The 21,179-nt window shown below is 61.1% G+C and carries 21 protein-coding genes; 11 read left to right on the top strand and 10 right to left on the bottom strand.

Going from position 1 to position 21,179, the window contains the following annotated elements:
* Positions 1-22: 22 nt before the first annotated feature.
* Positions 23-916, bottom strand: a complete 894-nt coding sequence (locus PSH76_RS04830; RefSeq protein WP_003193773.1) for a LysR family transcriptional regulator ArgP — start codon at positions 914-916, stop codon at positions 23-25.
* A gap of 100 nt (positions 917-1,016) precedes the next feature.
* Here PSH76_RS04830 and PSH76_RS04825 point away from each other — a divergent pair, with 100 nt between their 5' ends.
* The 6 genes from PSH76_RS04825 (at position 1,017) to PSH76_RS04800 (ending at position 8,809) form a co-directional block, all read left to right on the top strand.
* The gene (locus tag PSH76_RS04825) at positions 1,017-1,616 is read left to right on the top strand and encodes a LysE/ArgO family amino acid transporter (RefSeq protein ID WP_032895568.1); all 600 of its coding nucleotides are present in this window, start codon (positions 1,017-1,019) and stop codon (positions 1,614-1,616) included.
* A gap of 178 nt (positions 1,617-1,794) precedes the next feature.
* Positions 1,795-2,391 carry a superoxide dismutase gene (locus PSH76_RS04820; RefSeq protein ID WP_032895567.1) on the top strand — a complete coding sequence of 199 codons (597 nt, stop codon included), beginning with the start codon at positions 1,795-1,797 and terminating at the stop codon, positions 2,389-2,391.
* Positions 2,392-2,541: 150 nt separating this feature from the next.
* Positions 2,542-2,718 carry a hypothetical protein gene (locus PSH76_RS04815; RefSeq protein ID WP_156995569.1) on the top strand — a complete coding sequence of 59 codons (177 nt, stop codon included), beginning with the start codon at positions 2,542-2,544 and terminating at the stop codon, positions 2,716-2,718.
* A gap of 237 nt (positions 2,719-2,955) precedes the next feature.
* Entirely contained in the window at positions 2,956-5,007 is a 2,052-nt protein-coding gene (locus PSH76_RS04810; protein WP_098950525.1) for a bifunctional diguanylate cyclase/phosphodiesterase, read from the top strand.
* Between the two features lie 126 nt (positions 5,008-5,133).
* Entirely contained in the window at positions 5,134-6,471 is a 1,338-nt protein-coding gene (locus tag PSH76_RS04805; RefSeq protein WP_305493659.1) for an imelysin family protein, read from the top strand.
* Between the two features lie 883 nt (positions 6,472-7,354).
* Positions 7,355-8,809, top strand: a complete 1,455-nt coding sequence (locus PSH76_RS04800) for a TrkH family potassium uptake protein (protein ID WP_003193780.1) — start codon at positions 7,355-7,357, stop codon at positions 8,807-8,809.
* Here the strand turns inward: PSH76_RS04800 and PSH76_RS04795 are convergent.
* Positions 8,766-9,824 carry an AraC family transcriptional regulator gene (locus PSH76_RS04795; RefSeq protein ID WP_138762304.1) on the bottom strand — a complete coding sequence of 353 codons (1,059 nt, stop codon included), beginning with the start codon at positions 9,822-9,824 and terminating at the stop codon, positions 8,766-8,768. The genes PSH76_RS04800 and PSH76_RS04795 overlap by 44 nt on opposite strands.
* Before the next feature lie 160 nt (positions 9,825-9,984).
* Between PSH76_RS04795 and PSH76_RS04790 the strand changes: the two genes are divergently transcribed.
* The 3 genes from PSH76_RS04790 to PSH76_RS04780 all read left to right on the top strand — a co-directional run bounded on the left by PSH76_RS04790 (position 9,985) and on the right by PSH76_RS04780 (position 12,230).
* Complete coding sequence (locus tag PSH76_RS04790; RefSeq protein ID WP_003193783.1) at positions 9,985-10,296, top strand: DUF962 domain-containing protein; 312 nt, start codon at positions 9,985-9,987, stop codon at positions 10,294-10,296.
* Between the two features lie 451 nt (positions 10,297-10,747).
* The gene (locus tag PSH76_RS04785; protein WP_305493658.1) at positions 10,748-10,930 is read left to right on the top strand and encodes a hypothetical protein; all 183 of its coding nucleotides are present in this window, start codon (positions 10,748-10,750) and stop codon (positions 10,928-10,930) included.
* A 103-nt stretch (positions 10,931-11,033) separates the two neighbouring features.
* Positions 11,034-12,230, top strand: a complete 1,197-nt coding sequence (locus PSH76_RS04780; protein ID WP_305493656.1) for an MFS transporter — start codon at positions 11,034-11,036, stop codon at positions 12,228-12,230.
* Here the strand turns inward: PSH76_RS04780 and arfB are convergent.
* Positions 12,227-12,640, bottom strand: coding sequence for an alternative ribosome rescue aminoacyl-tRNA hydrolase ArfB (arfB, locus tag PSH76_RS04775; RefSeq protein WP_032895560.1), 414 nt, complete (start codon positions 12,638-12,640; stop codon positions 12,227-12,229). The two genes, PSH76_RS04780 and arfB, sit on opposite strands and share 4 nt — an antisense overlap.
* A gap of 111 nt (positions 12,641-12,751) precedes the next feature.
* Entirely contained in the window at positions 12,752-14,170 is a 1,419-nt protein-coding gene (locus PSH76_RS04770; protein ID WP_032895559.1) for an amino acid permease, read from the bottom strand.
* A gap of 647 nt (positions 14,171-14,817) precedes the next feature.
* Here PSH76_RS04770 and PSH76_RS04765 point away from each other — a divergent pair.
* Entirely contained in the window at positions 14,818-14,955 is a 138-nt protein-coding gene (locus PSH76_RS04765; RefSeq protein WP_003175756.1) for a hypothetical protein, read from the top strand.
* Positions 14,956-15,028: 73 nt separating this feature from the next.
* Entirely contained in the window at positions 15,029-15,988 is a 960-nt protein-coding gene (locus PSH76_RS04760) for a leucyl aminopeptidase (RefSeq protein ID WP_305493655.1), read from the top strand.
* Positions 15,989-16,178: 190 nt separating this feature from the next.
* Here the strand turns inward: PSH76_RS04760 and rluB are convergent, their stop codons facing one another.
* From rluB to PSH76_RS04730, 6 genes are all read right to left on the bottom strand, one after another.
* Positions 16,179-17,387, bottom strand: coding sequence for a 23S rRNA pseudouridine(2605) synthase RluB (rluB, locus tag PSH76_RS04755; protein WP_044267783.1), 1,209 nt, complete (start codon positions 17,385-17,387; stop codon positions 16,179-16,181).
* Between the two features lie 144 nt (positions 17,388-17,531).
* A complete protein-coding gene (locus PSH76_RS04750) occupies positions 17,532-17,723 on the bottom strand; it encodes a DUF1289 domain-containing protein (protein ID WP_044267786.1) in 192 nt (63 codons plus the stop codon).
* 147 nt (positions 17,724-17,870) lie between these two features.
* Positions 17,871-18,791, bottom strand: a complete 921-nt coding sequence (scpB, locus tag PSH76_RS04745; RefSeq protein ID WP_305493654.1) for an SMC-Scp complex subunit ScpB — start codon at positions 18,789-18,791, stop codon at positions 17,871-17,873.
* A 12-nt stretch (positions 18,792-18,803) separates the two neighbouring features.
* The gene (locus tag PSH76_RS04740) at positions 18,804-19,562 is read right to left on the bottom strand and encodes a ScpA family protein (RefSeq protein ID WP_171905498.1); all 759 of its coding nucleotides are present in this window, start codon (positions 19,560-19,562) and stop codon (positions 18,804-18,806) included.
* Between the two features lie 60 nt (positions 19,563-19,622).
* On the bottom strand, positions 19,623-20,252 hold the full coding sequence (locus PSH76_RS04735) for an L-threonylcarbamoyladenylate synthase (RefSeq protein ID WP_003193796.1): 630 nt from the start codon (positions 20,250-20,252) through the stop codon (positions 19,623-19,625).
* A gap of 13 nt (positions 20,253-20,265) precedes the next feature.
* Positions 20,266-21,129, bottom strand: coding sequence for a PHP domain-containing protein (locus PSH76_RS04730; protein ID WP_003193798.1), 864 nt, complete (start codon positions 21,127-21,129; stop codon positions 20,266-20,268).
* Positions 21,130-21,179 lie beyond the last annotated feature (50 nt).

The raw sequence follows: 21,179 nt of genomic DNA, 5'->3' as shown, positions 1-21,179 counted from the left end.
GCTGTTGCCTTGACGCGCGCCATCACTCCAACGGCACCAACCAATGGCCACACACATCGGCCAGATGGTCGGTCAACAAGCCCAACAGTTGTCCGCCACTGCGCCAATGATGCCAGTACAGCGGCACATCGATGGGCTTATCTGGCAATAACTCGACCAATACGCCGGTTTCCAACTGGTCGCGCACCTGCAATTCAGGCACCAGCCCCCAGCCCAGGCCGGCTTCCGTCAGGCGGATAAAGCCTTCGGATGACGGGCATAGATGATGTTCGAAACCACCGTCCACTCCCAGGGATGCCAGGTAGCGGTGCTGCAGGAAATCATCCGGGCCGAACACCAGCGCAGGCGTGCGCGCCAATTGGTCGGCCCGCACGCCCCCAGGAAAATGCCGCGCCAGAAAGGCCGGGCTGGCCAGCGCCCGATAACGCATGGCGCCCAGCAACAGGCTGCGGGCACCGGCCACGGGGCGCTCGCTGGCGCAAATGCAGGCCGCCACTTCACCAGCGCGCATGCGTTTGAGGCCCACGGTCTGGTCTTCGACCACCAGGTCCAGCAGCAAATGCTGTTCGGCGCAGAAGTCGCTGACCGCCTCGGCCCACCAGGTGGCGAGGCTGTCGGCATTCAGGGCAATGCGCAGGCGCTCGGGCATGCCCTCCTCGTCCAGGGCCGGCACCTGGCTTTGCAGGTCACGCTCCAGCAAACGCACCTGCTGCACATGGTTGAGCAGGCGCCGGCCGATATCGGTGGGCGTTGGCGGCGAGGCGCGTATCAACACCGGCTGGCCGATGCGCGCCTCCAATAGCTTGATGCGTTGGGAGATGGCGGACTGCGACAGCCCCAACACCTGGGCACCGCGCTCAAAGCCGGCTTGTTCCACCACCGCCGCCAGGGCGGAAAGCAATTTATAGTCGAACATCAGTTTCTCTAATGAGCGATCAGCAATATTGGTTTTTCTTATACAGCCCCGACCCGCACCATAGCCAGCATCGTTTGAGCATCAACAAGGATCTCCTTCTATGTGGCAAAGCTATATGAACGGTTTGCTGGTGGCCCTCGGGTTGATCATGGCAATCGGCAGCCAAAATGCATTCGTACTCGCGCAAAGCCTGCGCCGCGAACATCACTTACCCGTGGCGGCGCTGTGTGTGATCTGCGACGCACTGCTTGTGGCCGCCGGGGTATTCGGGTTGGCCACCGTGCTGGCGCAAAGCCCGATACTGCTGGCGGTGGCACGCTGGGGCGGCGCTGCGTTCCTGCTGTGGTACGGCGCATGCGCGTTGCGCAGGGCCTGCTCGAAACAGAGCCTGGACCAAAGCGACAGCCTCAAGACGCGCTCATTGCGCGCCGTATTGCTGAGCGCCCTGGCGGTGACCTTGCTCAACCCCCACGTCTACCTGGACACCGTCCTGCTGATCGGCTCCCTGGGCGCGCAACAAACCGAACCGGGTGCCTACGTAGCCGGTGCGGCCAGTGCTTCGTTTCTGTGGTTCGCCACCCTGGCGCTGGGCGCGGCATGGCTGGCGCCCTGGCTGGCACGCCCGGCCACCTGGCGCCTGCTGGACCTGCTGGTGGCCGCGATGATGTTCTCGGTGGCCTATCAACTGATCAGCGCCTGAGCAATATTCCAAAACGCGCTGGAACCTCTATCCCACACAGTTGTTGCGTGGTTATGCCGCACCCCCGGTGCTATGATCGGACCCCTGCGCCGCAAAGAGTACAAACTCCCCGGCGCATGTTTGGCCGCCCGTGATCGGCCTTGCGCTCACCGCAACTGACCTGATTAGGAGAATCATCATGGCTTTCGAATTGCCGCCGCTGCCCTACGCACACGATGCCCTGCAGCCGCACATCTCCAAGGAAACCTTGGAATACCACCACGACAAGCACCACAACACCTATGTCGTGAACCTGAACAACCTGGTGCCTGGCACCGAGTTCGAAGGCAAGACCCTGGAAGAGATCGTCAAGTCTTCCTCGGGCGGCATCTTCAACAACGCCGCTCAAGTCTGGAACCACACCTTCTACTGGAACTGCCTGGCGCCAAACGCCGGCGGCCAACCCACCGGCGCGCTTGGCGATGCCATCAACGCTGCGTTCGGTTCGTTCGACAAGTTCAAGGAAGAGTTCACCAAGACTTCGGTCGGCACCTTCGGTTCCGGTTGGGGCTGGTTGGTGAAAAAGGCTGACGGTTCCCTGGCCCTGGCCAGCACCATCGGCGCCGGCAACCCGCTGACCAACGGCGACACCCCGCTGCTGACCTGCGACGTCTGGGAACACGCCTACTACATCGACTACCGCAACGTGCGTCCAAAGTATGTGGAAGCGTTCTGGAACCTGGTCAACTGGAAGTTCGTGGCTGAGCAGTTCGAAGGTAAGGCCTTCACTGCCTAAGTAACGCTTGCAGTAGAAAGAGCCCGGCAATCGCCGGGCTTTTTTATGCGCGCCAGGCAGACAGCCCAGAGATACCGGAACTCAACCGTAACAATTGACCACACAACCGTCAGGAGGAATAACCCTCCTGAATGAATGTGGAGAATGACGATGGATCCTATTTCGATGGCAGCAGGCGCAATCCCGATGGTATCGGGCCTTCTCGACAAGGGCCTGGATGTGGCAAAAGGCGCTCTGGACTTGGCGAACAAGCTCGTAGACACGGTCGGCAAGGACGCAAAGGTCGCCGGGGACGCACACCAGTCAGAGGGTAAGTGCAATTATTAAGAGAGTCGTAGAACCGGAAGGCGGATCTGCTCCGCCTTCTCCCCTGCCAAGCCTGCTGCGCACGTCGTGCCCTTTTGCCCGCCTGTGAAAGCCCCACCATAAGTTGTCGCCGCGGCACCTTTAATCAGCAACACCCTCAATTTATCCCAAGCCCCAATGTCCCTTTGACTGCCATCACCAGATTGCCAATACTCATGGCATATTGACGGCCACCCGCATGAGACAAGGAATGCCCCTTTGAAGCTGGAACTCAAGAACAGCTTGTCGGTGAAGTTGCTACGGGTTGTGCTGCTGTCGGCCTTGATCGTGGGTGTGGCGCTGAGCGTGGCGCAGATCGTTTTTGATGCCTACAAGACGCGCCAGGCCGTGGCGGGCGATGCCCAGCGCATCCTCGACATGTTTCGCGACCCCTCGACCCAGGCCGTGTACAGCCTGGATCGCGAGATGGGCATGCAGGTGATCGAAGGCCTGTTCCAGGACGACGCTGTGCGCATGGCCTCTATCGGCCACCCCAACGAGACCATGCTGGCGGAAAAAAGCCGCCCTTTACAGCAGTCCCCCAGCCGCTGGTTGACCGACCTGATTCTTGGCCAGGAACGCTCCTTTACCACTGCGTTGGTGGGCAAGGGCCCCTACAGCGAATATTACGGCGACCTGAGTATCACCCTCGACACCGCCACCTACGGCCGAAGTTTCCTGGTCAGCTCGGTCATCATCTTTATCTCGGGCGTATTGCGCGCCTTGGCCATGGGGCTGGTGCTGTACCTGGTGTATCACTGGATGCTGACCAAGCCGCTGTCGCGGATGATCGAGCACCTGACCTCGATCAACCCGGACCGCCCCAGCGAGCACAAGATCCCTCAGCTCAAGGGCCACGAACGCAACGAACTGGGGCAGTGGATAAACACCGCCAACCAATTGCTCGAATCCATCGAGCGCAATACCCACCTGCGCCACGAGGCCGAATCGAGCCTGTTGCGCATGGCCCAATACGACTTCCTGACCGGCCTGCCGAACCGCCAGAAGTTGCAGGCGCAACTGGACAAGATCCTCACGGACGCTGGCCGCCGGCAGCGCCGTGTCGCGGTGTTGTGCGTGGGCCTGGATGACTTCAAGAGCGTCAACGAGCAGTTCACCTACCAGGCCGGCGACAAACTGCTGCTGGCCCTGGCCGACCGCCTGCGCGCCCACAGCGGCCGCCTGGGTACGCTCGCGCGCTTGGGCGGCGACCAGTTCGCCCTGGTGCAAGCCGATATCGACCAGCCCTACGAAGCTGCCGAACTGGCGCAAAGTATTCTCGATGACCTGGAGGCTGAATTTGCGCTCGATCATGACCTGATCCGCCTGCGCGCCACCATCGGCATCACGCTGTTTCCGGAGGATGGCGACAGCACCGAGAAGTTGCTGCAAAAAGCCGAGCAGACCATGACCCTGGCCAAGAGCCGCTCGCGCAACCGCTACCAGTTTTATATCGCCAGCGTCGACAGCGAAATGCGCCGGCGCCGTGAACTGGAGAAAGACCTGCGCGATGCCCTGAGCCGTGAGCAGTTGCACCTGGTGTACCAACCGCAAATCAGCTACCGCGACCATCAGGTGGTGGGCGTGGAAGCCCTGCTGCGCTGGCAGCACCCTGAGCACGGGCTGGTACCGCCGGACTTGTTTATCCCGCTGGCGGAACAGAACGGCACCATCATTCCCATTGGCGAATGGGTGTTGGACCAGGCGTGCCGGCAATTGCGCGAATGGCATGACCAGGGCTTCACGGCGCTGCGCATGGCCGTCAACCTGTCCACCGTGCAACTGCACCACACCGAGTTGCCGCGGGTGGTCAACAACCTGATGCAGATCTATCGCCTGCCGCCGCGCAGCCTGGAGCTGGAAGTGACCGAGACCGGCCTGATGGAAGACATCAGCACCGCCGCCCAGCACCTGTTGAGCCTGCGCCGCTCCGGGGCGCTGATCGCCATTGATGACTTCGGCACTGGCTACTCATCCCTGAGTTACCTCAAGAGCCTGCCCCTGGACAAGATCAAGATCGACAAGAGCTTCGTCCAGGACCTGCAGGACGACGACGATGACGCAACCATCGTGCGCGCCATTATCCAACTGGGCAAAAGCCTGGGCATGCAGGTGATTGCCGAAGGGGTGGAGACTGCCGAACAGGAGGCCTACGTCATCTCCGAGGGGTGCCATGAGGGGCAGGGTTATCACTACAGCAAACCGCTGCAGGCCCGGGAGTTGACGGCTTATTTGAAGCAGGCCGAGCGCAATAACGCCGTGAGCCTTTGAATTTACACTTCGATACTCAATATTTCCCGCGTATAAGCCTTTACACAAAATGCAAATCTTTCGCATTATGTCGCAGCGTTTGCGCTCCCCGCGCGCCCTTTCAACAACCGAAGCAGGATGTTCGCCATGATTCGTATGCCCCTGGCCACCGCCAGTCTGCTGGCCATTGCCATTTCTCTCGCCGGTTGCGGCGAAGGTAAAGACAAGGCCGCCGCGCCCCAGGCACCCACTGCCGCCAGCACTACCGCACCGGCGGCTGCCCCGGCTGGCCAGGTCGACGAAGCGGCCGCCAAGGCCGTGGTCGCGCACTACGCAGACATGGTGTTTGCGGTGTACAGCGATGCCGAATCCACCGCAAAAACCCTGCAGACCGCAATCGACACCTTCCTCGCCAACCCGAACGACGAAACCCTGAAAGCGGCCCGTACCGCCTGGATCGCCGCGCGCGTACCCTACCTGCAGAGCGAAGTATTCCGCTTCGGCAACACCATCATCGACGACTGGGAAGGCCAAGTTAACGCCTGGCCCCTGGACGAAGGCCTGATCGACTACGTCGACAAGTCTTACGAGCACGCACTGGGTAACCCAGGCGCCAACGCCAACATCATCGCCAATAACGAAATCCAGGTGGGCGAAGACAAGGTTGACGTCAAGGACATCACCCCGGAAAAACTCGCCAGCCTCAATGAGCTGGGCGGTTCCGAAGCGAACGTCGCCACCGGCTACCACGCCATCGAATTCCTGCTGTGGGGCCAGGACCTCAACGGCACCGGCCCAGGCGCGGGCAACCGTCCGGCGTCGGACTACATGACCGGTGACGGTGCAACCGGCGGCCACAACGAGCGTCGCCGCACTTACCTGCGTGCGGTCACCCAACTGCTGGTCAGCGACCTGCAGGAAATGGTCGACAACTGGAAGCCCAACGTCGAAGACAACTACCGCGCCACCCTGGAGTCGGAACCGGGCACCGACGGCCTGCGTAAAATGCTGTTCGGCATGGGCAGCCTGTCCTTGGGCGAGCTCGCCGGGGAGCGCATGAAAGTGTCCCTGGAAGCCAACTCGCCGGAAGACGAGCAAGACTGCTTCAGCGACAACACCCATTACTCGCACTTCTACGACGCCAAGGGCATCCGTAACGTCTACCTGGGCGAATACACCCGTGTTGACGGCACCAAGCTGACCGGCGCCAGCCTGTCGTCCCTGGTGGCCAAGGCCGACCCGGCAGCCGACGCGGCCCTCAAGGCTGACCTGGCGGCCACCGAAGCGAAGATCCAGGTAATGGTTGACCACGCCAACAACGGCGAGCACTACGACCAATTGATCGCCGCCGACAACGAAAAGGGCAACCAGATCGTGCGTGACTCGATCGCCGCCCTGGTCAAGCAGACCGGCTCGATCGAAGCCGCTGCCGGCAAGCTGGGCATCAGCGACCTGAACCCGGACAGCGCTGATCACGAGTTCTGATCAAGCGCAGTTGAAAGAGGCGACCTGCGGGTCGCCTTGTTTATGCGCGCAATAACTGCTGCACCTATCTCTGTGGGAGCTGGCTTGCCTGCGATCCGGACAACTCGGTGATTCAGGCACACCGAGTCGATACCTTCGCAGGCAAGCCAGCTCCCACAGTTGACCGCGCCCGGCCCCACACTCCACGATGCGAAGCGAGCCGCTCTTGATCTTGATCTGCTTTTGATCTCAGGCGCCCCGTCAAACCACGCTGGCCGGAATTCGACAGGGATTTGGGGGGTAAACCGGCAGGGATGCCGGTTTAGCCGCCCCGCGCCATGGATGGCGCGTGGCGGCGGCCCCCTAAATCACTGGCGGATTACGGGCACACCGAGCCTAAGCGAGGTGCCGAGTGGTGGGGCAAGAGCCCTTTTGGTTACTTTTGGGGCTCTTTTCCAAAAGTGACCCGCTGTCAGAGCGGAACCCTAAGTGGCCGTTACCGCAGCAATGGATATGTACACAATCCAACTGTGCTGACTGCTAGGCCGCCTTCGCGAGCAAGCCCGCTCCCACAGTTTTGATCGTGGGGTGTCAGGTAGATAAGTGTCGGCTGGCAGGCCGCCATCGCAGGCAAGCCAGCTCCCACAGTTGGATCATGGGGGTGTCAGGTAGATAAACATCGGCTGGCTGGCCGTCATCGCAGGCAAGCCAGCTCCCACATTTGGATCGTGATGTGTCAGGTAGATAGGCGCCAGTGGGTAGGTCGTCACGGGAGCAAGCTCCCTCGCCACAACTTCAGCGTCGCTGCGAAGCTGTGTAGACACCAAGCCACCGCAGCCCTTGGTTTACAAGACCTGCACCGCAGGTAGAATGGCGCCTCTGCCCAATCACCCGAGCGAACTTCATGGCGTTGCCGACCCTGCGTATCATCGGTTTCATCATCGGCATCTTCCTGATCACCCTTGCGGTCGCCATGGTGATCCCGATGGCGACCCTGGTGATCTTCGAACGCACCAGCGACCTGCCCTCGTTCCTGTGGGCCAGCCTGATTACCTTTATCGCCGGGTTGGCGCTGGTCATCCCTGGCCGCCCCGAGCACGTGCACCTGCGCCCCAGGGACATGTACCTGCTCACGGTCAGCAGTTGGGTAGTGGTGTGCATCTTCGCCGCCCTGCCCTTTTTGCTGACCCAGCACATCAGCTACACCGACTCGTTCTTTGAAAGCATGTCCGGCATCACCGCCACCGGCTCCACCGTGTTGAGCGGCCTGGACAGCATGTCGCCAGGCATTTTGATGTGGCGTTCGCTGCTGCACTGGCTCGGCGGTATCGGCTTTATCGGCATGGCGGTGGCGATCCTGCCGCTGCTGCGCATTGGTGGCATGCGCCTGTTCCAGACCGAATCTTCGGACCGCTCGGAAAAGGTCATGCCTCGCTCGCATATGGTGGCGCGCTTGATCGTGGCGGCGTATGTGGGCATCACCATCTTCGGCAGCCTGGCCTTCTGGTGGGCCGGAATGGGCGTGTTCGATGCGATCAACCATGCCATGTCGGCGATCTCCACCGGTGGGTTTTCCACTTCGGACGAGTCCCTGGCCCATTGGAAACAACCGGCGGTGCACTGGGTCGCGGTGGTGGTGATGATCCTCGGCAGCTTGCCGTTCGCCCTGTACGTGGCCACCTTGCGCGGCAACCGTCGGGCGCTGATCAAGGACCAGCAAGTGCAAGGCCTGCTCGGCCTGTTGCTGGTGACCTGGCTGGTACTCGGCACCTGGTACTGGTGGACCACCAACCTGCATTGGCTCGATGCCTTGCGCCACGTGGCGCTGAACGTGACGTCGGTGGTGACCACCACCGGCTTTGCACTGGGGGATTACAGCCTGTGGGGCAACTTCTCACTGATGCTGTTCTTCTACCTGGGCTTTATCGGCGGCTGCTCGGGCTCCACCGCGGGCGGTATCAAGATCTTCCGTTTCCAGGTGGCCTATATCCTGCTCAAGGCTAACTTGAATCAGTTGATTCATCCGCGCGCGGTGATCAAGCAGAAGTACAACGGCCATCGCCTCGATGAAGAAATCGTGCGGTCGATTCTGACGTTTTCGTTTTTCTTCGCCATCACCATCTGCATGATCGCCCTGGCCCTGTCACTGCTGGGCGTGGACTGGATGACCGCGTTGACCGGCGCCGCCAGTACCGTATCCGGCGTGGGCCCAGGCCTGGGCGAAACCATCGGCCCGGCCGGCAATTTCGCCACCCTGCCGGATGCCGCCAAGTGGATCCTGTCCCTGGGCATGTTGCTGGGACGCCTGGAGATCATCACCGTGTTTGTGTTGTGCATTCCGGCGTTCTGGCGTCACTGACGCTCGACATTTGCTGCAACCGCGCCCGGTATTCGCCGGGCGTGGCATCGAACCAGCGGCGAAAGGCGCGGAAAAAGTTACTCGGGTCGGCAAACCCCAGCAGGTAGGCGATTTCCAGCAAGGTCATGTTGGGTTGTGCCAGGTACTGCTCGGCCAGTTCGCGCCGGGTGTCATCGAGCAAGGCCTGGAAGCTGGTGCCCTCCTCCTGCAGCCGCCGCTGCAAGGTGCGCTGGGACAGGTGCAACGTCTGGGCCACCGCTTCGCGCTTGGGTTCGCCCTGGGGCAGCAGGCGGCACAGCACCTGACGCGCCTTGTGGGTCACGCGGCTTTCGGAAAAACGCGCCAGGTATTCTCCGGCAAAGCGATCATGCAGCAGCGCCATGGCTTCATTGGCCGTGGGCAGCGGCGCCTCCATGTCGGCCTGCTCGAAAATCAACGCGTCATAGGGTGCATTGAATTGCAAAGGCGCGTGGAAGGCGTGCTGGTAGGGCGCCAGGTCCGCCGGCTGATCGCCTTGCAGCAGCACTTTGCGCGGTTGCAGGGTGCGCCCGGTAAGCCAGCCGCACAGGGCCAAAGCGCTGGCCAGCGAGGCTTCGGCGCTTTGACGGGTGGGCGGCAGGTGATCGCCATGCACTGTCAGAATCAACGCATAGCCTTCGGGTAAAAGTCGGAAACTCAAGTCAGCGCTTTCGGCGATGATGCGCTGGTAGCGCACCAAGCGCATAAAACCTTCGGCCAGGGTGTTGCTGGACATCAACGCATAACCGGCAACATGAAACGAGGCAGGGCGTACCACTTTGCCCATGTTCAGGCCAATCGCCGGGTTGCCCGACACCTCGACCGCACGCTGCCACAGGCGGGTCATGGCGTCTTGCGGGAAGCGCGCATCGGGGTCAGTGAGGGACGCATAATCCAGGCCCAACTGCTTGAACAAGGCCCTGCAATCCAGGCCATCCATTTCCAGCGCCTTGACGATGCCCATCGCCCAGCTTGCAGAAGTTGTTCGTTCGCTCATGGCGTCTTCTTATTGAAAGCAGGCTCAAACGGCAGCCAGGAAGCCAAGGATACTAAAGTGGCATCTATTGTCACTGGCTGTTAGCACTGTTCACTCTAGACTCAAATAAGCTCCCCGCCGCGCACCCGTTGGCGGCACAACAACCAGAGGGCCGGTGACCGTGGAAAACATCAAGAAATTCAACAGTTTTGCCGAGTTCTACCCGTACTACCTGGCCGAGCATGGCAACAGCACCTGTCGGCGCCTGCACTTTATCGGCACCACCCTGGTGATCGGCATTCTCGCCTATGCCATCGGCAGAGGCTCATTGGTCCTGCTGCTGGCCTTGCCACTCGCGGGCTACAGCTTTGCCTGGATTGGCCACTTCTTCTTCGAAAAGAACCGCCCCGCCACCTTTCAACACCCGTTCTACAGCTTGCTGGGGGATTTTGTGATGTACCGCGACATGATCCTGGGCAAGGTGCCGTTCTAAGACTTGCCCCTTGTAGGAGCGAGCTCGCTCGCGAAGCACCCACAGACACCGCTGGCTACCTGACGCACTGCGTTATCGTTGACGCTTTTCGCGAGCAAGCTCGCTCCTACAGTCTTTTAGGAGAAAAATGGACGAGACAGTCGAGATAAAAGTCTTTTTGTCATTTACGGTGCTGTATCCTGCCAAGGCTTTTTGAGAGCGCGGAATCACCTGCGATTGAAAAAACAGACCTTGCGAGGAGCGACCACGATGCACGAGATACCTAATCTCCCCTTCCCAAGCCTGCACCCAACTGAGCAGCCAACACCGCAGCAGGCCAGCGACAAGCAGCCTGAGGCCAAAGAAGCAAAACCAGTCGAGCGCGAAAGCCGGGACTGACGCCGTACCAGACCGTGTGGAAAGCGCGCCTTTGAGCGCTTTCCACACTGCCTGAATCATCGAGACCTTCCCTATGACCACTTCCCTTCCCGACACGCCGGACGCCGCTGTACTCGACGCTGCCTTGCAGATGGTCGAGGTCTGGAACCGCCTCAGTGCCGACAAGCAAGCGGCACTGCTCAAGCGCTTTGGCACTCAGGAAAACGCCCTGGCGGCCCTGGTGACCACCCAATTGCTGGCCCCCGCCCAAGCTTGATCGGCTTTAGATCCGACGTTTTACATTTTTGCCGCCCTGCCCGGCCTGCGCGCCGGTATCATTAGCAGCCTATCTTTACCTGCTGCGACAGTGGATCTCTCCCATGCCAGATACCCAGCGCCCCATGGCGGTCACGCTGCAAGTCGTTTCCATCGTGCTGTTTACCTTCATCGGCTACCTGAATATCGGCATTCCCCTGGCCGTATTGCCCGGTTATGTGCATAGCCAACTGGGCTATGGCGCCGTTATCGCCGGGCTGGTCATCAGCGTGCAATACCTGGCAACCCTGCTGAGCCGCCCCTATGCCGGCAAGATCATCGACAACCTGGGCAGCAAGCGCGCCGTGCTGATCGGCCTGGTGGGCTGCGGTTTGAGCGGCGTATTCATGTTGCTGGCGGCGTGGTTTTCCAGCCTGCCGGCCTTCAGCGTCGGCTGTCTGCTAATCGGGCGGCTGGTGCTGGGCAGCGCTGAAAGCCTGGTGGGTTCGGGCGCGATTGGCTGGGGTATCGGCCGTGTCGGCGCGGCGAACACGGCCAAGGTTATTTCCTGGAACGGCATCGCCAGCTACGGCGCGCTGGCGGTCGGCGCGCCGTTGGGGGTGCTGCTGGTCAGCCAGTTGGGGCTGTGGAGCATGGGCGTCAGCATCATTCTATTGGCCGTGCTGGGCGTGCTGTTGGCCTGGAAAAAACAAGCCGCGCCGATTGTACCCGGCGTCCGTTTGCCGTTCATGAATGTGCTGGGCCGCGTGCTGCCCCATGGTTGCGCGCTGGCGCTGGGCTCCATCGGCTTTGGCACCATCGCCACCTTTATCACGCTGTATTACAGCACCCAGCACTGGGATAACGCGGTGTGGGCCTTGAGCCTGTTCGGTGCCAGTTTTATCGGCGCGCGTTTGCTGTTTGGCAATTTGATCAACCGCATTGGCGGGTTTCGCGTCGCCATCGCTTGCCTGTCGGTGGAAGTGCTGGGCCTGCTGTTGCTGTGGCTGGCGCCGGATGCCCAGCTGGCGTTGGCGGGTGCGGCGTTGAGCGGTTTCGGCTTTTCCCTGGTGTTCCCGGCGTTGGGGGTAGAGGCGGTCAACCTGGTGCCGGCTTCCAGCCGTGGCTCGGCGGTGGGCGCCTATTCGCTGTTTATTGATTTGTCCCTGGGCATCACCGGGCCACTGGCGGGCGCCGTGGCGGCAGGCTTTGGCTTTGCCTCGATCTTCCTGTTCGCCGCCCTCGCCGCTTTCGCCGGTTTGCTGCTGAGCGTCTACCTGTACCGCCAGGCGCCTAAGGCCCGGGAAACACGCGACGCCTAGAAGTCGACCTTGCCGCGCCCGGCCTTGATGCTGCCGCGCTTGGTCTTGGACTCCAGGCGGCGTTTCTTCGAGCCCAGGGTAGGCTTGGTCGGACGGCGTTTTTTCTCGACCTTGGTAGCGCTCTGGATCAACTCCACCAGGCGCTCCAGCGCATCGGCGCGGTTCTGCTCCTGGGTGCGATATTGCTGGGCCTTGAGCACCAGCACGCCTTCGCTGGTGATCCGGCTGTCGCGCAACGCCAGCAGGCGCTCCTTGTAGAACTCTGGCAACGACGAGGCCGGAATATCAAACCGCAGGTGCACCGCACTCGACACTTTATTGACGTTCTGCCCACCGGCACCTTGGGCACGAATGGCGGTCAGCTCGATCTCGGCATCGGGCAAGTGTACGTTGTTGGAAATCACCAGCATGGAAAACGCGAGCCTTGTTAGGAGAGTTAGAGATACGCCCCCTCAAGCCGAGCGCGGTCAAAAATGTGGGAGCGGGCTTGCTCGCTCCCACATTTAGCGCAGTATACGGCCTTACTTCGCCGTCAAGGCTTGGACTGCGACGGACTGCTGCGCCCGCCTGTTCTTGACCCAGTAACAAACGCCCATGAACGCCACCCACACCGGGATCGCGTACACCGAGCGGTCAATGCCTGGAATCATCAACATGGTGCCCAGGATAAACACCACGAACGCTACACAGATGATGTTGCCATACGGGTACCACAGCGCCTTGAACAGCGGCACCTGGCCGGTGCGGTTCATGTGCTGGCGGAACTTGAAGTGGGAGAAGCTGATCATCGCCCAGTTGATCACCAGCGTGGCCACCACCAGCGACATCAACAGTTCCAGCGCGTCATGGGGCATCAGGTAGTTCATCAGCACCGCCACCAGGGTGATCGCCGCCGAGGCCAGGATCGAACGCACCGGCACGCCGCGCTTGTCGATCTTCGCCAGTGCTTTGGGCGCGTCGCCCTGCTCGGCCATGCCCAAGAGCATGCGGCTGTTGCAGTAGGTGCCGCTGTTGTACACCGACAGCGCGGCCGTCAGCACCACGAAGTTGAGGATATGCGCGGCCGTGTTACTGCCCAGCATCGAGAACACCTGCACGAACGGGCTACCGCTGTAGGCATCGCCGGAGGCGTTGAGGGTCGCCAAGAGGCTGTCCCATGGTGTGAGCGACAGCAGTACCACCAGGGCACCGATGTAGAAAATCAGGATGCGGTAGATCACCTGATTGATCGCCTTGGGGATCACGGTACGTGGCTGGTCGGCTTCGGCAGCGGTAAAGCCGAGCATTTCCAGGCCGCCGAAGGAGAACATGATGATCGCCATGGCCATCACCAAACCGCCGACGCCATGGGGGAAGAAACCACCATGCTCCCACAGGTTGCTGACCGAGGCTTGCGGGCCGCCGCTGCCGCTGACCAGCAGGTAGCTGCCCAGGGCAATCATGCCGACGATCGCCACCACCTTGATGATGGCGAACCAGAACTCGGCTTCACCGAAGACTTTGACGTTGGCCAGGTTGATCGCGTTGATCAGCACGAAAAACGCCGCCGCCGAAACCCAGGTCGGGATCTCCGGCCACCAGTAGTGCACGTATTTGCCGACGGCCGTCAGCTCCGACATACCCACCAGAATGTACAGAATCCAGCAGTTCCAGCCCGACAAAAAGCCGGCGAAACCGCCCCAGTACTTGTGGGCAAAGTGGCTGAAAGAGCCAGCAACCGGCTCCTCGACAATCATTTCGCCAAGCTGGCGCATGATCATGAAGGCGATAAAGCCGCAGATGGCATAGCCCAGGATCATCGACGGGCCGGCGGATTTGAGCACCCCGGCCGAGCCCAGGAACAGGCCGGTGCCGATGGCGCCACCGAGGGCGATCAACTGGATATGCCGGTTTTTCAGGCCGCGTTTCAGCTCGCCTGAAGAAGAATGGGGTCCACTCATGAAAAGGGTCTCACGCAAGGTTTGAAGAGTTGAATGCAGGTTGCTGCCTTGAATTACCGACTCAAGCAGCGCCGCTCAAACCCCAGCGCAGGCACCAGGAGTACAGCGTCTTTCTAATGGTCATGCGTCACCTGTTTGTTTTTATCTGTGACGAAATCGAACCCGTCCGGCTCGTGGCCAGGCGGAGTGATCAGGGGGATCAAACCCTGAGGTCTTGGCCTTTTGCGTGGGTACGCAAGGGGGGTCACAGTAAAACGCGGCGCATTGTACACCGCTCGACAGCTTCGGCACGCACCGGGAAAGTGCACAGGCGATTCTGTCAGCTAATGCTTACATCAGCGCAACCCCCAACAAAGCCAGGACATTTGCGTAAAGCTGTCGTTACACCCCGGAAAACCTGCGTTACAGCCAGACTTCGGCAGCCCTCAACGGAATTCTGTCGGTAGGCAGCATCTGAAGAATCGCTTCAGCCAATGCACTGTTTTGCCTTAATAAAAAAATCCGCCAAAAAACAGAAGAAAAAATCCAAATGAAACCGTGTCAATAAATTTTTTGCATTTCGAAACACTCTCTTCTAGGTTCTTTGCACTTGCCCGCGAAGCCCGTGGGTGAGCCGTTCTCAATCAACGTCCTCTAGGAGATACACCATGCAAGCACTGGAAAACGACCTGGAAACCGAACTGCAACTCGACGATTGGTTTGAAGCGCCGACCCATGAGGCCGCCGTTGAAATGATGCAAGCCGATGCCGTTGTGCCTTTTGGCACCGCGATGTGGCCTTTCTAATACCCGGCAGGCATCCGGCAGGCGCTGTGCACGGCGCCTGCCCCCTTACCCAAGGCACAGAAGGACACCCGTCATGGACAAGGCCCGCGCCGTCGAACACTTTCTCTACTACCTTGCGCACCACCCGGCCCTCAACGGCCTGAGCCGCCCCACCGTGTTGCTGGGCCATACCGCGCGCTATGACGCCATCGCCCAGGCGATCACCCACGGCAGCGCCGCCCGCTTCAACTTCCAACTGCAACGCCTGGACCTGGCGCCCAGCGATGCCCTGGCCCAAGCCATTCAAACCTGCGACCTGTACCTGTTTCTCTACGACTCCTCCACGCTGCCCAACCCCCGCGCCGAAGGCCCGGACCTTATCCGCGCCCTGCAAGGCGTGATGGCCGAACACTGGAAAAAATCCCTGCTGTTCAAGGATTACGGCGACTATTTCTACGACACCTTCAGCGTCGAGCCCCAACGCATCGCCGACCTCAACGCCACGCTGATCCGGCGCATGGCCCAGGCCAACGTGCTGAGCTTCACCGACAAACACGGTTCGCGCCTGGAAGCGCCGATGAGCAGCATCAAGAAGTGGACCAATATCAACGGCGTCGGCAACCACGACCTGGCCCCCGGCGAAATCGCCACTCACAGCGAAGCCATCAACGGCCAGGTGCGGTTTGTCGGCACCTTCCTCAGCACCATCCCCTTTGCGCGCAAATACGGCGTGCTGCAATCGCCGCTGGAGTTATGGATCGAAAACTCCACCGTTTGCAGCGTGGCCAGCGACGTGCCGGGGCTGGCGGATGATTTCAACAAGTACCTGAATGCCAACCCGTCCAACCGTCGTGTGGAGGAGTTGGGGATTGGTACCAATGAAGGGGTCAAGGACCTGTATGCGCGCAATGCCGGGTTTGAAGAGCGCCATTGCGGGTTGCACCTGGGCTTGGGTGGCGGGCAGAAAGGCAGTCATCACCTGGACCTGATCTTCGCCAGTGGGGTGTTGGCGCTGGATGACAAGCCGGTGTTTGATGGCGCCTTTGCCTTTTAAAAGACCGTCAGACGTGTAGAGATCCCTGTGGGAGCTGGCTTGCCTGCGATAGCGGTGGGTCAGTTAGCATAAAGGTGACTGACCCACCGCTATCGCAGGCAAGCCAGCTCCCACAGTGGGTTGCATTTCAAATTCAGGTCGAAAAAAACGCCAACCCTAGGGTTGGCGTTTTTGTGCAGCGCTTAACGCATCACTGCGGCTTCTTGCGACCAAAACCAGGGCGCTGGCCGGAACCGGCCGGGGCGCCACGGCGCTTGCCCGACGGCTCGTCCGCGACCAGTTTCGGGCCAGGACGCTTGTTCGCCGCTGGCTTGGCTGGACGCTTGGTGCTGGCGTTGTCGGCCGGGCGATCCGATTCACCACGGTTGCTGCGACCACCCGCCGGGGCAGGACGCGGCGTACGTGGCGCACGCTCACCTTCTTGACGCGCTGGCGCGGTGGGGCGGCGCTCGCCTTCAATGTGCGGCTGACGCGAGATACGACCGCCGGTGGCCGGTGCATCCAGCGCAGGGCGCAGGGTGCGGGCAACACGTTCGGTACGTGGCACCGGGCGCGACGATTTACGCTGCATACGCTCAAGCTTGTCTTTGCTCTTGGCGTTCATCTGCGGCATGGCAACCGGCGTCAGGCCCACTTCGGCGCTGAGGATATCGACTTCGTACTGGCTCATTTCGCGCCAGCGGCCCATCGGCAGGTCGGAGTTCAGGAACACCGGGCCAAAACGCACGCGCTTGAGGCGGCTGACCACCAGGCCCTGAGACTCCCACAGGCGACGCACTTCACGGTTACGGCCTTCCATCACTACGCAGTGGTACCAGTGGTTGAAACCTTCGCCACCTGGCGCCTGCTTGATGTCGGTGAACTTGGCCGGGCCGTCTTCGAGCACCACGCCCGCCTTGAGGCGTTCGATCATCTCGTCATCGACTTCACCACGTACACGCACGGCGTATTCACGGTCCATCTCGTAGGACGGGTGCATCAGGCGGTTGGCCAACTCACCGTCAGTGGTGAACATCAGCAAGCCGGTGGTGTTGATGTCCAGGCGGCCGATGTTGATCCAGCGGCCCTCTTTAGGCTTGGGCATCTTGTCGAACACGGTCGGACGGCCTTCCGGGTCGTCACGGGTGCAGATCTCGCCGTCGGGCTTGTTGTACATGATCACGCGGCGCACCGATTCGGCGGCCTCTTCACGCTTGATGACCTTGCCATCAATGGTGATTGCATCGTGCAGGTCGACGCGCTGGCCGAGGGTGGCCTCGACGCCGTTGACCTTGATGCGCTTCTGGGTAATCCACGCTTCGACGTCGCGGCGCGAGCCCACGCCGATACGCGCCAGCACCTTTTGCAGTTTTTCGCCTGCTGGGCCGATTTCCTGGTCTTTCTGGTCTTGGTCATTCATCGTAAGCACCTCCCGGTGGGTCGATTCAGGCATGGCCTGAAGGGTATTGAAAGCGGGGCCTTGGCCGAATAGGTCGGCAAGGGGTCGCGAATCATACGCGCATGGCGCGTGTTGCGCATCACAGACTAGCCGATAACGCCCAGCTCATTTGCTTTTCCGCCGACCGGTGGCCCCCAAAGCCAGCAAGCGCAGCTCGGCTTCGGCCAGAACCGTGCGCTTGTCGGCTTTGTCGAGTTTCTTCCAGGCACGGATTTCACGCTTGCTGCGGCCACAGCCGACGCAGATGTCGTCGTTGAATTTGCAGATGCTGATGCACGGGTCTTTGGTCGAGCTCATACACTTCCCCTGCCGACGCTGATTAAATGTGGGAGCGGGCTTGCTCGCGAATGCGGTGGTTCAGTCAATGTATCTGCAAGCTGATACACCGCATTCGCGAGCAAGCCCGCTCCCACATGGGGTATTGCGGTGTTTGGAAATACCGGGTCAGTCTTCGAGCTGACGACGTTCGTTCTCGATGGCCTCGGCCAGCGCCCGGGCTTCGTCTTCTTCGTCACTCAGGGGCGGCTGTTCGAGGGCGGCGACGGCGGCCAGGAGCTTTTCCCGGGCTTGGGCCACGCCAAGCACATCGTCTTCGGCTTCGACCTCAGGCGCGGACTCAACGTTCACCTGGGTTTCTGGCTCTGCCGCACCATCACGCAGCAAATCGTCGAAGTCGGTCTTGATGCCCTGCTCCATGTCGTCCAGTTCCAGCAACAGCGTATGGAAACTGGTCTCGTCCTTGGGCTCCTCCGGCTCGGCGCTGGCGTCGGCCAGTTCCTGCAGGCTTTGCGGCACCGGCGCGTCGTCGAAGTCGAGCACCGGCTCGGCTTCCATTTCCCGCAGTTCGGCCAGGGGCGGCAGATCGTCGAGGTTTTTCAGGTTGAAGTGATCGAGGAACACCTTGGTGGTGGCGAACATGGCCGGCTTGCCCGGCACGTCGCGGTAGCCGACGATGCGGATCCACTCGCGCTCCAGCAGGGTCTTGACGATATGGCTGTTCACCGCCACGCCACGCACGTCTTCGATCTCGCCCCGGGTGATGGGCTGGCGATAGGCGATCAGCGCCATGGTCTCCAGCATCGCCCGGGAATAGCGCTGCGGGCGCTCTTCCCACAACCGCCCGACCCACGGCGAAAACTTCTCACGGATCTGCAGGCGGTAACCCGACGCCACTTCGCGCAGTTCAAAGGCACGCCCCTCGCAGGACTTGCGCAGGACCTCCAAGGCCTTCTTGAAGACCGGCGGCTCCGGGCGTTCGGCTTCTTCGAAAAGCTCGAACAGGCGCTCCAAAGATTGCGGTTTACCCGAGGCCAGGAGAAAGGCCTCCAGCAAAGGGGCCAGTTCGCGGGGTTCAGTCAGATTCATCGATTCAGCTCGTTATTCGGCTCGCGCCCGCACGTGGATAGCCGCAAAAGGCTCATTCTGCACCAGCTCGACCAAGGACTCCTTGACCAGCTCAAGGATCGCCATAAAGGTCACCACCACGCCCAGGCGCCCTTCTTCGGCGGTGAACAGCTCGACAAAGGGCACAAACCCACCGCCCTTGAGGCGCTCCAGCACATCGCTCATGCGCTCGCGGGTAGACAGCGCTTCACGGCTGACCTGGTGGCTCTCGAACATATCGCCACGGCGCAGGACTTCGGCCATGGACATCAGCAATTCTTCCAGGCTCACGTCTGGCAGCAACTTGCGCGCGCGCGCCTCGGGGGCGTCGAGCTTGGGCACCACCACATCACGGCCCACACGGCTCAGGCCGTCGATGCCTTCGGCGGCAGCCTTGAAGCGTTCGTACTCTTGCAGGCGGCGGATCAGCTCAGCGCGTGGGTCATCCTCTTCGGCTTCCACCGTCTCCGAGCGCGGCAACAGCATGCGCGACTTGATCTCGGCGAGCATGGCCGCCATCACCAGGTACTCGGCGGCCAGTTCCAGGCGCACCGACTGCATCAGCTCCACATAGCCCATGTACTGGCGGGTGATTTCTGCCACCGGAATGTCGAGGATATTGATGTTCTGCTTGCGGATCAGGTACAGCAGCAAGTCCAGCGGGCCTTCGAAGGCTTCAAGGAATACCTCAAGGGCGTCCGGCGGGATGTACAGGTCCAGGGGCATTTCCATGACCGCCTGGCCGTACACCATGGCAAACGGCAGTTCCTGCTGGGCGCCGGCCTGGGGATCAGCGGTTTCCACGGCCGACATTCAGGCCTCGACCATGAACGGAGCCGGGTCGCCACAACCCACACGCACCACTTCTGGCTCACCGTCGGCCAGGTTGATCACCGTGGAGGCCTTATTGCCGCCGTAGCCGCCGTCGATGATCAGGTCGACGTGTTTTTCCAGCAAACGGCGCATTTCGTAAGGGTCGTACAACGGCTCGGTTTCGCCGGGCAGGATCAACGACACGCTCATCAGCGGTTCGCCCAACTCGGCCAGCAGCGCCAGGGCAATCGGGTGTTCCGGCACGCGCAGGCCGATGGTGCGTTTCTTGGGGTGCAGCAACAGGCGCGGCACTTCGCGGGTGGCGTTGAGAATGAACGTGTAGGGCCCCGGCGTATGGGCCTTGAGCAGGCGGAACGTACCGGTGTCGACCTTCGCAAACAGACCAAGCTGGGACAAGTCGCTGCAGATCAGCGCAAAGTTGTGCTTGTCGTCCAGCTGGCGCAAGCGTCTTACCCGCTCGACCGCGCCCTTGTCGCCGATCTGGCAGCCAATGGCATAGGAAGAATCCGTCGGGTAGATCACTACCCCACCGGCACGGATGATCTCCACGGCCTGCTTGATCAGGCGCGCCTGAGGGTTTTCCGGATGAATCTGGAAGAATTGGCTCACGTACTCTACCTGTTCAGACGGTGGCAATAATGGGGTCATGCTTGAATCGCCCCCACAACAGCGGCAGATCTTCCGGAACCTGGCGATACTCGCCAATCTCGGACCAGCCGCCTGGGCCATGAAAGTCACTGCCGGCACTGACCAGCAGACCAAATTCGCGGGCAAGGATCGCCAGGCTGCCGACCTGTTCGGCGGGTTGATGCCCGTTGACCACCTCGATGGCGTGGCCACCCGCTCCAATATAGTCGCTGATCAGCTTGCGGCGCTTGCTGCGGGTGAAATCGTAATGCCAGGGGTGCGCCAGGCTCACCCAGGCCCCGGAGGCCCGCAGGGTCTGGACGGTGTCTTCCAGGGTCGGCCAATGCAGCTTCACGTCGCCCAACTTGCCGGCGCCCAGCCATTTGCGAAAGGCTTCGGCGCGATCCTTCACATAGCCTTCACGCACCATCCAGTCGGCAAAGTGCGGACGGGCCGGTGCGTTGCCGCTGTCGCCCAGCTCTTGCTGGATAGCCCGGGCGCCGTCTAGGGCACCCGGCATGCCTTTAAGGCTGAGCTTGCGGCTTATTTCTTCGGACCGCAGCCAGCGGCCATCGTGCAATTGGGCAATAGCCGCCACCAAGGGTGGGGCCTTTTGATCAAAACCGTAGCCCAGCACATGGATGGTGGCGCCGCCCCAGGTGCAGGACAATTCCACGCCATTGACCAGCTGCATGCCCAGGGAATGCGCGGCCTGGCGGGCTTCATCGAGGCCTTCGAGGGTGTCGTGGTCGGTCAATGCCAAAACTCGCACGCCTTTTTCAAACGCACGCGCAACCAGTACCGCGGGCGCCAGGGCGCCGTCGGAGGCCGTGCTGTGGCAGTGCAAATCAACATTCACGGGAGTGTGTAACCTCAAGTCAGCTGGCGCTATCGCAACCAAGGATGTTT

Source organism: Pseudomonas sp. FP215, assembly GCF_030687795.1.
GTDB classification, from domain to species: domain Bacteria; phylum Pseudomonadota; class Gammaproteobacteria; order Pseudomonadales; family Pseudomonadaceae; genus Aquipseudomonas; species Aquipseudomonas salmasensis.
The sequence above is the reverse complement of the archived record's forward strand: the minus strand, read 5'-3'. Positions and strand labels throughout refer to the sequence as shown.

Excerpts from the sequence above, each read along its gene's own strand:
- PSH76_RS04830 (WP_003193773.1), bottom strand. The coding sequence starts at position 916 with ATGTTCGACTATAAATTGCTTTCCGCCCTGGCGGCGGTGGTGGAACAA.
- PSH76_RS04825 (WP_032895568.1), top strand. The coding sequence starts at position 1,017 with ATGTGGCAAAGCTATATGAACGGTTTGCTGGTGGCCCTCGGGTTGATC.
- PSH76_RS04820 (WP_032895567.1), top strand. The coding sequence starts at position 1,795 with ATGGCTTTCGAATTGCCGCCGCTGCCCTACGCACACGATGCCCTGCAG.
- PSH76_RS04815 (WP_156995569.1), top strand. The coding sequence starts at position 2,542 with ATGGATCCTATTTCGATGGCAGCAGGCGCAATCCCGATGGTATCGGGC.
- PSH76_RS04805 (WP_305493659.1), top strand. The coding sequence starts at position 5,134 with ATGATTCGTATGCCCCTGGCCACCGCCAGTCTGCTGGCCATTGCCATT.
- PSH76_RS04800 (WP_003193780.1), top strand. The coding sequence starts at position 7,355 with ATGGCGTTGCCGACCCTGCGTATCATCGGTTTCATCATCGGCATCTTC.
- PSH76_RS04795 (WP_138762304.1), bottom strand. The coding sequence starts at position 9,824 with ATGAGCGAACGAACAACTTCTGCAAGCTGGGCGATGGGCATCGTCAAG.
- PSH76_RS04785 (WP_305493658.1), top strand. The coding sequence starts at position 10,748 with ATGACCACTTCCCTTCCCGACACGCCGGACGCCGCTGTACTCGACGCT.
- PSH76_RS04780 (WP_305493656.1), top strand. The coding sequence starts at position 11,034 with ATGCCAGATACCCAGCGCCCCATGGCGGTCACGCTGCAAGTCGTTTCC.
- arfB (WP_032895560.1), bottom strand. The coding sequence starts at position 12,640 with ATGCTGGTGATTTCCAACAACGTACACTTGCCCGATGCCGAGATCGAG.
- PSH76_RS04770 (WP_032895559.1), bottom strand. The coding sequence starts at position 14,170 with ATGAGTGGACCCCATTCTTCTTCAGGCGAGCTGAAACGCGGCCTGAAA.
- PSH76_RS04765 (WP_003175756.1), top strand. The coding sequence starts at position 14,818 with ATGCAAGCACTGGAAAACGACCTGGAAACCGAACTGCAACTCGACGAT.
- PSH76_RS04760 (WP_305493655.1), top strand. The coding sequence starts at position 15,029 with ATGGACAAGGCCCGCGCCGTCGAACACTTTCTCTACTACCTTGCGCAC.
- rluB (WP_044267783.1), bottom strand. The coding sequence starts at position 17,387 with ATGAATGACCAAGACCAGAAAGACCAGGAAATCGGCCCAGCAGGCGAA.
- PSH76_RS04750 (WP_044267786.1), bottom strand. The coding sequence starts at position 17,723 with ATGAGCTCGACCAAAGACCCGTGCATCAGCATCTGCAAATTCAACGAC.
- scpB (WP_305493654.1), bottom strand. The coding sequence starts at position 18,791 with ATGAATCTGACTGAACCCCGCGAACTGGCCCCTTTGCTGGAGGCCTTT.
- PSH76_RS04740 (WP_171905498.1), bottom strand. The coding sequence starts at position 19,562 with ATGGTGTACGGCCAGGCGGTCATGGAAATGCCCCTGGACCTGTACATC.